The following is an 11123-nucleotide window of genomic DNA, read 5'->3' on the forward strand; positions in this document are numbered from 1 at the left end:
ACACACCGAGCCCAAGGCCAAGCTTTTAACCGGTGAAGACCGCACCAAATACAAACTTGTGCCCGCCCCCAGCCTCAAGGTCGGCGATGCCGTGCTGGTCGAGGCCGGCGACATCATCCCGTCCGACGGCGAAGTGATCGAAGGCGTCGCTTCGGTCAACGAGGCCGCGATCACGGGCGAATCCGCGCCGGTGATCCGCGAATCCGGCGGCGATCGTTCGGCGGTCACCGGCGGCACGCAGGTGCTGTCCGACTGGGTTCGCGTGCGCATCACGGCGGCTTCCGGCCACACCTTCCTCGACCGCATGATCTCGCTGGTCGAAGGTGCGGAGCGCCAGAAGACGCCGAACGAGATCGCGCTCAACATCCTGCTCGTCGGCATGACGCTGATCTTCGTGCTGGCCACCGCGACGATCCCGAGTTTTGCTTCCTATTCGGGCGGCTACATTTCGGTGACCGTTCTGGTGGCGCTGTTCGTCACCTTGATCCCGACCACGATCGGGGCGCTGCTTTCGGCCATCGGCATCGCCGGGATGGACCGCCTGGTGCGATTCAACGTGCTGGCCATGTCGGGTCGCGCCGTGGAAGCCGCAGGCGACGTCGACACGCTGCTGCTCGACAAGACCGGCACGATCACGCTCGGCAACCGCCAGGCGACGCAGTTCCGCCCGGTCAAGGGCGTCACCGAACAGGAACTGGCCGACGCGGCCCAGCTTGCCTCGCTCGCCGACGAAACGCCGGAAGGCCGTTCCATCGTCGTGCTGGCCAAGGAGAAATACGCCATCCGCGCCCGCGACATGGCAACGCTGCACGCCACCTTCGTGCCCTTCACAGCACAGACCCGTATGAGCGGCGTCGACATCGATGGTTCGTCGGTGCGCAAGGGCGCCGTGGATTCCGTGCTTGCCCATGTCAACCAATCGACGGTCGCAGCCCATGCCACGCGGCCCGGCAGCGATACCGTCAGGGATCTCCAGGCCATCGCCGACGAGATCGCCAAGTCCGGCGGCACGCCGCTGGCGGTCGAACGCGACGGCCGCCTGCTCGGCGTCATCCACCTCAAGGACATCGTCAAGGGCGGCATCAGGGAGCGCTTCACCGAACTGCGCCGCATGGGCATCCGCACGGTGATGATCACCGGCGACAACCCGATGACGGCGGCGGCGATCGCCGCGGAAGCCGGCGTCGACGACTTCCTCGCCCAGGCCACACCGGAGGACAAGCTGAAGCTGATCCGCGACGAACAGGCCAAGGGCAAGCTGGTTGCCATGTGCGGCGACGGCACCAACGATGCGCCGGCCCTCGCGCAAGCCGATGTCGGTGTCGCCATGAACACCGGCACGGTCGCCGCCCGCGAGGCCGGCAACATGATCGATCTCGACAGCGATCCGACCAAGCTCATCGAGATCGTCGAGATCGGCAAGGCGCTCTTGATGACGCGGGGTTCGCTGACGACCTTCTCGATCGCCAACGACGTCGCCAAATATTTCGCCATCATCCCGGCGATGTTCGCCGTCTTCTACGTCGCACCGGGACAGACGACCGGTCCGCTGCAGGCACTCAACGTCATGCATCTGGCGACGCCGCAGAGTGCCATCCTGTCGGCCATCATCTTCAACGCGCTGATCATCATCGCGCTGATCCCGCTGTCGCTGAAGGGCGTCAAATATCGGGCCATCGGCGCCGGCGCGCTGCTCAGCCGCAATCTTCTCGTCTACGGCCTCGGCGGCCTCATCGTGCCTTTCGTCGGCATCAAGGCGATCGACATGATCGTCACCACGCTTGGCCTCGCTTAACTCTTTGTTTTAACGCAATTCCCTAGGGAAAACCGCTTCACACTTTTCCTGGAATTGCTTTGAGGAACATCTCCATGCTCACCCAGATAAGACCCGCGATCATCATGATCGTCTTCTTCACGGTCCTGACCGGCCTGATCTATCCCCTGGGCATGACCGGCATCGCCCAGGCGCTGTTTCCGCGGCAGGCCAATGGCAGCCTGGTCGAGAGGGACGGCAAGATCATCGGCTCCGAATCGATCGGCCAGGGGTTTGCCAGCGACAAGTATTTCCACGGCCGCCCTTCGGCTGCCGGCGACGGCTACAATGCAGCCTCCTCGAGCGGCAGCAATCTCGGCCCGACCAGTCCCAAGCTGATCGACCGCATCAAGGGCGACGCCGAGAAGTTGAAAGCGGAAAACCCGAACCAGCCTGTTCCGATGGATCTGGTGACGACGTCCGGCAGTGGCCTCGATCCCGACATCAGCCCGGAAGCCGCCTACTTCCAGGTCGCTCGGGTGGCCAAGGCCAGGGGCATCGAGGAAGCCAGGGTCAAGGCGCTTGTCGATGCCCAAGTCGAGGGCAGGGAACTCGGCTTCATGGGCGAGCCTGTGGTCAATGTGCTTGGCCTCAACCTTGCGCTGGACGTAGCGAAAGAGTGAATGGCGGCGGCCGGGGATCGACAGTACCCCCGGCGCCATCCATGATCGATCCCGATGCCTGACGACAGAAGCAGCGACACCAGACCCTCGCCCGACGCACTGCTTGACCATGCCGAGCGGGAGGGTCGCGGCCGCCTGAGAATTTTCCTCGGCGCGGCACCGGGCGTCGGCAAAACCTATGAGATGCTGATGTCGGGCCGCGCCAGGCTGGCCGACGGCGTGGATGTGGTGATCGGCGTCGTCGAGACGCATGGCCGCAAGGAAACAACGGCCCTGGTCGAGGGCTATGAGGTCATTCCCCGCCGCAAGGTCGACTACAAGGGGCGTATCCTCGACGAGATGGATATCGACGCCATCCTCGCCCGGCGCCCGGCGCTGGTTCTTGTCGACGAGCTCGCCCACACCAACGCGCCCGGCAGCCGCCACCCCAAGCGCTACCTCGACGTCCAGGAGATCCTGACGCACGGCATCGACGTCTATACGACGCTTAACATCCAGCATGTCGAAAGCCTGAACGACGTCGTCGCCCAGATCACCAAGGTCAGGGTTCGCGAGACGGTTCCCGATTCCATCATCGACCAGGCCGACGATGTCGAGATCATCGATCTCACCCCCGACGACCTGATCAAGCGGCTCGAGGAAGGCAAGGTCTATTTCCCCAACACCGCGCAGCGCGCGATCGAGAACTATTTCTCGCCGGGCAATCTGACGGCGCTCAGGGAACTGGCGCTGCGCCGCACCGCGCAGCGTGTCGACGACCAGTTGCTCATCCATATGCAGGCGCACGCCATTCCAGGACCGTGGGCGGCAGGCGAAAGGGTCCTCGTCTGCCTCGACGCGCGACCTGGAGGAGCGGCCCGCGTGCGCTATGCGCGCAGGCTGGCCGACCGGCTGCGTGCGCCGTGGACGGCGCTGCACGTCGACAGCACGCGCTCGGCCAGCATGCCCGAGAATGACAAGGACCGGCTGGCGACGAACCTGCGCCTTGCCCAGCAGCTTGGCGCCGAGGTGACGACCATTCCGGGTCAGAATGTGGCGCAGGACATCGTGCGTTATGCGACGGCGAACAATTTTACCCATATCGTCGTCGGCAGGCCGACCCGGTCGCGCTGGCGCGAATTGATCGAAGGCTCGCTCACCTACGATCTCATCCGCAATGCCGGCGATATCAGCGTCCATGTCATTTCGGGAAGCGAACGCGGCACCGAGGCGGCGTCGCGGAGCGTCAAGGCGGCCGACGAGCAGTGGCAGTTCGAAATCTGGCCCTATCTCAAGGCGACGGCCTTTGTCATCGGCTCGCTCGCCTTCGCCGTCCTTCTCGATCAGTTTCTCGACGTTCGCAATCTGGCGATCATTCTGCTCATCGGGGTGCTGGCATCGGCGGTGACCGGCGGCCTGTGGCCGGCTCTGTATGCTTGTTTCGTCAGCGCCCTTGCTTTCAATTATTTCTTCCTGGAGCCGCGCTATACGCTGACGATCAGGGATCCGGAGAGCATCGTCGCGCTTGGCGTCTTTCTCGTCGTTGCGGTCATTGCCAGCAATCTGACGGCGCGCGTGCAGCGCCAGGCGGTCGCCGCCCGCTCGCGGGCGCGGGCGACGGAGGATATCTACCTCTTTTCGAAGAAGCTCGCCGGCGCCGGGACGCTGGACGACGTCCTCTGGGCCACCGCCTTCCAGATCGCCTCGATGCTGAAGCTGCGCGTGGTGCTGCTTTTGCCGGAAGACGGGACGATCACCGTCAAGGCCGGCTATCCGCCTGATGACACGCTGGCCGAAGCCGACATCGCCGCCGCCCGCTGGGCCTGGGAGCACAATCGTGCCGCAGGTCGCGGCGCCGACACGCTTCCGGGTGCCAAGCGCCTCTATCTGCCCTTGCGGACCGGGCGCACGGCCATCGGCGTCGTCGGCCTCGACAACGACAAGCAGGGACCGTTGCTGACGCCCGAGCAGCAGCGGCTTCTCGACGCACTGGCCGACCAGGCGGCAGTCGCCATCGAGCGTATCCAACTGGTCGCCGACGTCGACCGGGCCAAGCTCGCCGCCGAGGCGGACAGGCTGCGCTCGGCGCTGCTCACCTCCATTTCCCATGATCTGAAGACGCCGCTCGCCGCCATCATGGGCGCCGCCGGCACGCTGCGGGATTTTTCAGCAGCACTTCCCGAACCGGATCGGGCCGAACTGCTGTCGACGGTGCTCGACGAATCCGAGCGGTTGAACCGCTTCATCGCCAATCTGCTCGACATGACCAAGATCGAGTCCGGCGCGATGGAGCCGAACTACGCCTTTCACTATGTCGGCGACATCGTCGGCTCCGCCCTGCAAAGGGCCAGGAAAATCATCGGCGAGCACAAGATCGAGACGGACATCCCCAGGGATTTGCCGATGTTGAAGGTCGACCCGGTGCTGTTCGAGCAAGCGTTGTTCAATCTTCTCGACAATGCGGCGAAATATGCCCCGGCCGGCTCGACGATCCGCGTCCAGGGCTGGACCGACAATGGCTCCGTCCTGCTGCAGATCATGGATGAAGGGCCGGGCATTCCTCCCGGCGATCTGGAACGGATTTTCGACACCTTCTACCGGGTGCGCAAGCGCGACCAGATCCGCGCCGGCACCGGGCTCGGCCTGTCGATCTGCCGCGGCTTCATAGAGGCGATGGGTGGCACGATCACGGCGGCAAACCGGACCGACGGTTCGGGCGCGGTCTTCACCATCAAAATGCCCAAGCCGGCAAATCCGCCCAACTTCGACGCTTCGAATACCGACGATGTGGGTGACCTGGCATGACAAACTCGAACGTCAGGATACTGGTCGTCGATGACGAGCCGCCGATCCGCAAGCTGCTGCGCGTCGGCCTCGGCAGCCAGGGCTACGCGATCAGCGAGGCGCCGAATGCCAGGGCGGCCATCGAGCTGATGGAGGCGGAGAAGCCGGACCTCGTCCTGCTCGACCTTGGCCTGCCCGGCATTAGCGGCCATGAGTTGCTGCGCAAATGGCGCGACGACGGCCTCGACATTCCGGTGGTCATCCTGTCCAGCCGGACCGACGAGGCCGGTATCGTCCAGGCCCTGGAGCTCGGCGCCGACGACTATGTCACCAAACCCTTCGGCATGAACGAACTGGTCGCACGCATCCGCGTGGCGCTCCGCCACAAGTTCCAGCAGCAGGGAGAGAAGCCGATTTTCCAGACCGGCGATCTCAGCGTCGATCTGGTCAAGCGCATCGTCAAGGTCGAGGGCAAGGAGGTAAAGCTGTCGCCGAAGGAATACGACATCCTGCGCATGCTGGTGCAGCACGCCGGCAAGGTGCTGACCCACCATTTCCTGTTGAAGCAGGTCTGGGGCGACTCGTCCGACGTGCAGTATCTCAGGGTCTATGTGCGCCAGCTCAGGCAGAAGATCGAGAAGAGCCCCGACCAGCCACGCTACATCACCACCGAGACCGGCGTCGGCTACCGCCTGCGCGAGGTCGAATGAGCGGGTTGGGCGCTTCTAGCCAGTAGCTTCCAGCTGCTGGCCAAGCGGCTTGGAAACCCGCAAGGCCGCGAGACAGCCGACAATGCCGAGCGGGACGAAGGCAAGAAACAGCCAGGACGCGACATTCGCCGCCGCGTCGTGGTTCAAACCTTGCGAAAAGCCGCTGGCATTGGCGACGATGCCGGCAAGGGCTGCACCCACGGCGTAGCCGATGCGCTGCATGGTCGGCACCGCCGCCGAGGCGATGGTCTGCTCGCTCTTCGGGGCGGAGGCGACGATGACGCGTGTCAGGAACGGCCAGGCGATGCCGAAGCCGCCGCCTTGCAACAGGGCACAGATCAGGATGAGCGGGATGGAGCCCAGGGGTATCGTGTAGGCAAAGCCGGCGATGCCGGCCGCGATCATCACCGCGCCGCCGATGATGATCAGCCGCTCGCGCCGCGGCGGCGCGTTGGCGACCAGGATCGACAGGATCGACCAGGCGATCGATTCGGCGGCGATGATGTAGCCGGTGGTCAGCAGCGGAATGTCGTGAAGGCTGGTCAGCAGCAGCGGCCCGTAGACGCCGAAGGAACAGGTGGCCACCGAAAAAGCGGCAACCATGGTCATGCCGGCGCCGACCGGCGTGCGCCATGAGAACAGCCGCGCCGGGAACAGCCGCGAAAGCGGCTTCAGCGCGTCGATGGTGAAGAACAGCAGCAGGCCGATGAGGCCGAAGGCCATCAGCAGCGAAGAGCGCAGCAAGGCGATGTCGACGCCGGCCGAGGCGATCAGCACCACGGCAACGGCAAGGCAGGCAAGGGCCGCGAACGGGAAGGGCGGCGCCCCGCCTGCGCTCGCCTTCGGCCTCGTCGCCTCCGGCGTGTCGAGCACGATGAAACTTGCCAGCGCCATGGCTGCGCCGCCGAGGGTGAAGATGCCGAAGGCCCAGCGCCATGACAAAAGCTCGGTCATGATCGCGCCGAGCAATGGTCCGCTGAAGGCGGCGACGCCCCAGATCGCCGACATGATGCCGAAAAGCTGCGGCCAGATGGCGCGCGAGAACAGTCGTTCGACCGAGACGAAGGCCAGCGACACCAGCGCACCGCCGCCAAGTCCTTCGATCAGGCGGCCGGCGAGGAACAGTTGCATGGAAGGCGAGGTGGCGCAGATCAGGGCGCCTGCTGCGTAGAGCAGGGCTGCGACCACCATGTTGGTGCGCAAGGGGACATAACTCACCAGCCGTCCGGCGGCCGCGCCGGCAACGATGGCACCGAGTTCGTAGATCGCCAGCGACCAGCCGACGAGCTGCACGCCCGCCAGTTCGCCGACCATGGCCGGCATCACCGTTGCCACCATCGTCTCGTTGGTGGCGTGCAACAGGATGCCGAGGCTGATGAAGCAGAAGCGCGCCAGGTCGCCGCTTGCCCATAATCCGCGCCAGTCGACCTTGTTTGTGCTGATCTCGGTCATTTCCACCCCTGTCTTGCATATCTCGACGCCAGCGCAGGACGCCAGAAGCCAGTGCGGCTTTCCGGCAGGACCATGCGGTTCGACAGCGCCGGATCGGGCGCCGCATCGAGGCGTTGTTTCGTTCGGGGCAGGCTTGTAAAACCTCAACCGGGGTTGAGCTCAAGCGGTTTTTTGAGGACCGTTCGCGCGGCAGCCTTTCCGATTGGCGGGTTCGTTGCGCGATCAGTTCTCGGTGCTGCGCAGCTGGAACTGGCTGACGCCGATCGCGAGGTTCATGCCGGTCTGCGTCTGCAAGCTGAGCGGCTGCAAGGTGAAGGCTTGCGAGGAGCCGCCGACCAGCAGATTGGCGCCGGCGCCGACGGCGGCCGTCACCTCGGCGCTGGCGCCGATGTAGTCGCCGGCCAGCGCACCCGGCGCGTAGATGTTCTTCAGCGGCGTCAGCACGATCCACTGCATGACCGTCTGCTTCGTCGTGCCGATGTCGAGGCCGTATTTGTTGACGGCGCCGAAATAGGCTTCCGACGCGAAGCTCTTGTCGGCGGGGTTGAAGGTGCAGCTCAGATCCTTGCTCGAGCCGAAGATGAAGCCGGTGCCGCCGCCAATGGCACAGTCAAGCGTACCGAGCTCTATGCCTCGGTCCTGCGCCTGCGCTGCTCCGACAAACACGGTAGCGAATATGGCAGCGATGGCTGTCTTCAGCATGATGGTCCCCTCAAAAATCAACGGCGCGGAACCATCCTATCTGGTTCCGCGCCGCGGGGTGAGGGGTCATGGAGCGCACGGCTCCATGCGATCACTTGAATGAATGGATCAGCTGGAGCGAGGTCACGGCCACGGCAAGGTTGACGCCGGTCTGCGCCTGGACGCTGAGCGGCTCCAGCATGAAGGCGCTGTCCAAGCCGCCAACCAGCAGATTGGCGCCGCCGCCGGTCACCACGCTCGCCTCGGCGTTGACGCCGTAATAGCTGCCGGCGAGATCGCCTCCGTCACGGTCCCGGGTCGCAGCCAGCACGGCCCAAACGAGCTGGCCCTGATGCGTCTGGCCGACATCGAGGCCGATCTTGGAGATGACGCCTGTGTAAACCTCGGACGGCCCGTGATGATGAGGCCGGAAGACACAGGACACGCCCTTGTTGGAAGCGACGATATAAGCGGTGCCGCCGTCGATGGTGCAATCGAGCGTGCCGAGTTGCAGCTTGCCGGCGCTGGCTGGAGCCACCGCGAACATCGTCGTGGCGAGGGCAGCGGCGCAGGCGAGTTTCTTGATCATGGGAGGGTCCTTTCGCAAATTGCTTTTCGATAACGGCTTGGGAGGCCAGACCGTTCCGCTGAAAACTTGGCGCGATCAAGGCAGGGGCCGAAAGCCTCCTGCCGGGGTTAATGCGCGGTTGCGAAGTGCGTCTTTTCGGACACGCCAAGGATCCCGCGGCATTTGGATGTCACGCGGATTTGTATGGGAAGCGTTTGCCGAAACCGAGATCAGCTGACGCGGGCGAGGCCATCCTTGGCCGGCTGGTAGGTCGGGTCGAGGCGAACGGCTTCCTTATAGGATTTCGCGGCTTTCGCCTTGTCACCGCGCCGCTCGTAGATCAGCGCCTGGTTGGCCCAGGCCTCGGCGTTCTTGCCGTCGAGCTTGATCGCCATGTTGAAATCGGAGAAGGCGTTGTCCTCGTCATTGGTCGCCAGATAGGAGAGGCCGCGGCCGTTGTAGGGCTCGGCGGCGTCCGGCGCCAGCGAGATGGCGGTCGAGAAATCCTCGATGGCGAATTTGTGCTGGCCCTGGCTCTGATAGATCAGGCCTCGATTGTGGTAGGCGCGCGCGTCGGTCGTATCGAGCTGGATCGCCTTCTGAAAGTCGTTGAAGGCGTCCTGGGTGCGACCCGCCTTGCGGTAGAGATTGCCGCGGCCGATATAGGCGGCGTCATAGTTCGAGTTGATCTGGATCGAACGGTTGTAGTCCGCGAGCGCGGCTTCCTGGTTGCCGAGGAAGCGCTGGATGAGCGCACGATTCGAATAGGCCTGGAAGAAATTCGGATTGAGCTGGATGGCTTGATTGAAATCCTTGAGCGCCGCCTGGTATTGGCCGCCACGGCCATAGGCCGAGCCGCGCACATTGTAGCCTTCGGGATCCTGGGGATTGCGCTGGATGACCGCCGACAGCGAGGAAATGTTCTCGCTCGAGCCTTGCGCCTTGTCGATGTTGTTGAATTCACCGGTCGGGCCCGCCGTTTGGCAGCCGGCAAGCGCCAGTCCGGAGAGCAGGGCCGCTGTCAGGGCGAAACCACGCAATGCGGTCCCGCGCTCCACGCTCGTTGCGTTCATGTCTGCCCTGTCCTCACTTCAAGCCGCGTCGTTCAGATCCGGCTCCCCCTCCGGACCGGTCACATCAAAACAAAAAGGTGGCGGCGATTCCACATCGCGCCACCTCTGATATCCTTCGAAAAGGACGAAAAATTGGCGTTAGAACCGCGGCGGACGCGGAGCGCCAGCTGCACCACCAGCGGCGCCGGCAGCAACAGGGCGCGGCGTCATCGGCAGCAGGCCTTCGCGCTGGGCGCGCTTGCGGGCCAGCTTGCGGGCGCGGCGAACGGCTTCAGCCTTTTCGCGGGCGCGCTTCTCGGACGGCTTCTCGTAGTGACCGCGCATCTTCATTTCGCGGAAAATGCCCTCGCGCTGCATCTTCTTCTTGAGAGCGCGAAGCGCCTGATCAACGTTATTGTCGCGGACGAGTACCTGCACGGGCAATCCTGTCTTTCGGGTTTGATATCAACAGGCAAGCGATCATAGCCGCTAGCCTCCGCGGCGGTTTACACCACGAATTGTGGCGGCTGATAGCAGAATCATGCCGCGCTGTCCACAGCGGAAATGAATTTGCGGTGCCAGCCGCAGTCTGTTTGCCTTGAGATAAGGAGCCGACTAGGCCGTCGCGAGGTGCAGCCGCTCGAAATCCTCGAAGAACTCGCCGTAGTCGCAGGTGATCTCCTCGCCCACGGCGATGTCGCGGGTCGCGGTGGCCCCGCCATATTGCGAAAAATCCGTATTCGGATTGCTGGAATGGTTCATGAAGCGGCCATTGTCGACTTCATAGACCATGAAACCTGGCCGGTCGGGGCTGGGATAGGCATAGCGGTCGAGCAGTTCCCTGAGATGCGGGGGGGCCGCTTCGTATTTGTCCATGGGGACCAGTCGGTCGAAATCCGGATCGAGCCGCCAGATCGAAGCCCCTTTCCTGATCGGCTCCGCAGCGAACACGCCGACGCCTTCGATCGCACTCGCAGTCACATAGGTTCTGATCAACAACATAGTTCCAGACCCCGCTTTTGGACAGAAACGGCATCGCCAAATCGCGGCGAAAAATCAAGACCGGCCGTCTGCCTGGCGGCTATGAACATGCATTCCGGACGCGAAAAGTCTTCACGTCCGGTTGATCGACACGCCGCCATCGGCAAACAGAGCGGCTCCGGTGGTAAAGCTCGAGGCATCGGAGGCGAGATAGAGCGCCGAGCGAGCGATCTCCTCCGGCATAGCGACACGCTTCAAAGCATGCAGGCCTTCGACGAAGGCCCGTGATTCCGGGGTCTTGAAGGTTGCCGCCGGCGTGTCTGTGCCGCCGGGCAGCAGCGCGTTGACCCGCACGCCTTTCGGGCCGTATTCGGCGGCAAGCACCTGTGTCAGTCCGATCAGGCCGGCCTTGCTCGCGGCATAACTGGTCATGCCTGGCATGCCGACTGTGTGGCCGACGAAGGTGGAGGTGAAGATCAG

General features: G+C 63.9%; 11 protein-coding genes. 4 read left to right on the forward strand and 7 right to left on the reverse strand.

What is annotated here, in order from left to right; genetic code table 11:
• From kdpB to EOA22_RS12400, 4 genes are all read left to right on the forward strand, one after another.
• Positions 1-1795, forward strand: a 1795-nt coding sequence (kdpB, locus tag EOA22_RS12385) for a potassium-transporting ATPase subunit KdpB (protein WP_127389992.1), incomplete at its 5' end; no start/stop codon positions are given.
• 74 nt (positions 1796-1869) lie between these two features.
• On the forward strand, positions 1870-2436 hold the full coding sequence (gene kdpC, locus EOA22_RS12390) for a potassium-transporting ATPase subunit KdpC (RefSeq protein WP_063168981.1): 567 nt from the start codon (positions 1870-1872) through the stop codon (positions 2434-2436).
• A 54-nt stretch (positions 2437-2490) separates the two neighbouring features.
• Positions 2491-5220, forward strand: a complete 2730-nt coding sequence (locus EOA22_RS12395; protein WP_063168980.1) for a sensor histidine kinase KdpD — start codon at positions 2491-2493, stop codon at positions 5218-5220.
• Positions 5217-5909 carry a response regulator transcription factor gene (locus EOA22_RS12400; RefSeq protein ID WP_063168979.1) on the forward strand — a complete coding sequence of 231 codons (693 nt, stop codon included), beginning with the start codon at positions 5217-5219 and terminating at the stop codon, positions 5907-5909. The genes EOA22_RS12395 and EOA22_RS12400 overlap by 4 nt, the downstream gene beginning before the upstream one ends.
• Before the next feature lie 15 nt (positions 5910-5924).
• Here the strand turns inward: EOA22_RS12400 and EOA22_RS12405 are convergent, their stop codons facing one another.
• The 7 genes from EOA22_RS12405 to EOA22_RS12435 form a co-directional block, all read right to left on the reverse strand.
• The gene (locus EOA22_RS12405; protein WP_063168978.1) at positions 5925-7361 is read right to left on the reverse strand and encodes an MFS transporter; all 1437 of its coding nucleotides are present in this window, start codon (positions 7359-7361) and stop codon (positions 5925-5927) included.
• Between the two features lie 222 nt (positions 7362-7583).
• Entirely contained in the window at positions 7584-8063 is a 480-nt protein-coding gene (locus EOA22_RS12410; RefSeq protein WP_063168977.1) for a DUF992 domain-containing protein, read from the reverse strand.
• A 91-nt stretch (positions 8064-8154) separates the two neighbouring features.
• Positions 8155-8631 (reverse strand): DUF992 domain-containing protein, encoded by a 477-nt coding sequence (locus EOA22_RS12415; RefSeq protein WP_024502781.1) that lies wholly within the window; start codon positions 8629-8631, stop codon positions 8155-8157.
• A gap of 209 nt (positions 8632-8840) precedes the next feature.
• Positions 8841-9683 (reverse strand): tetratricopeptide repeat protein, encoded by an 843-nt coding sequence (locus tag EOA22_RS12420; RefSeq protein ID WP_013529652.1) that lies wholly within the window; start codon positions 9681-9683, stop codon positions 8841-8843.
• A gap of 138 nt (positions 9684-9821) precedes the next feature.
• Positions 9822-10100 (reverse strand): 30S ribosomal protein S21, encoded by a 279-nt coding sequence (gene rpsU, locus EOA22_RS12425; protein WP_013529653.1) that lies wholly within the window; start codon positions 10098-10100, stop codon positions 9822-9824.
• A gap of 177 nt (positions 10101-10277) precedes the next feature.
• The gene (locus EOA22_RS12430) at positions 10278-10664 is read right to left on the reverse strand and encodes an SET domain-containing protein-lysine N-methyltransferase (protein ID WP_063168976.1); all 387 of its coding nucleotides are present in this window, start codon (positions 10662-10664) and stop codon (positions 10278-10280) included.
• Between the two features lie 111 nt (positions 10665-10775).
• A partial coding sequence (locus tag EOA22_RS12435) for an SDR family oxidoreductase (protein WP_127389993.1) occupies positions 10776-11123 on the reverse strand: 348 nt, incomplete at its 5' end.

The sequence above is a fragment of the Mesorhizobium sp. M7A.F.Ca.US.014.04.1.1 genome (genome assembly GCF_003998745.1).
In the GTDB taxonomy this organism is placed as follows: domain Bacteria; phylum Pseudomonadota; class Alphaproteobacteria; order Rhizobiales; family Rhizobiaceae; genus Mesorhizobium; species Mesorhizobium ciceri.

Bases quoted from the DNA above. Each gene is read 5' to 3' on its own strand.
- EOA22_RS12395 (WP_063168980.1), top strand. From the start codon at position 2,491: ATGCCTGACGACAGAAGCAGCGACACCAGACCCTCGCCCGACGCACTG.
- EOA22_RS12415 (WP_024502781.1), bottom strand. From the start codon at position 8,631: ATGATCAAGAAACTCGCCTGCGCCGCTGCCCTCGCCACGACGATGTTC.
- EOA22_RS12420 (WP_013529652.1), bottom strand. From the start codon at position 9,683: ATGAACGCAACGAGCGTGGAGCGCGGGACCGCATTGCGTGGTTTCGCC.
- EOA22_RS12430 (WP_063168976.1), bottom strand. From the start codon at position 10,664: ATGTTGTTGATCAGAACCTATGTGACTGCGAGTGCGATCGAAGGCGTC.
- EOA22_RS12400 (WP_063168979.1), top strand. From the start codon at position 5,217: ATGACAAACTCGAACGTCAGGATACTGGTCGTCGATGACGAGCCGCCG.
- EOA22_RS12410 (WP_063168977.1), bottom strand. From the start codon at position 8,063: ATGCTGAAGACAGCCATCGCTGCCATATTCGCTACCGTGTTTGTCGGA.
- EOA22_RS12405 (WP_063168978.1), bottom strand. From the start codon at position 7,361: ATGACCGAGATCAGCACAAACAAGGTCGACTGGCGCGGATTATGGGCA.
- kdpC (WP_063168981.1), top strand. From the start codon at position 1,870: ATGCTCACCCAGATAAGACCCGCGATCATCATGATCGTCTTCTTCACG.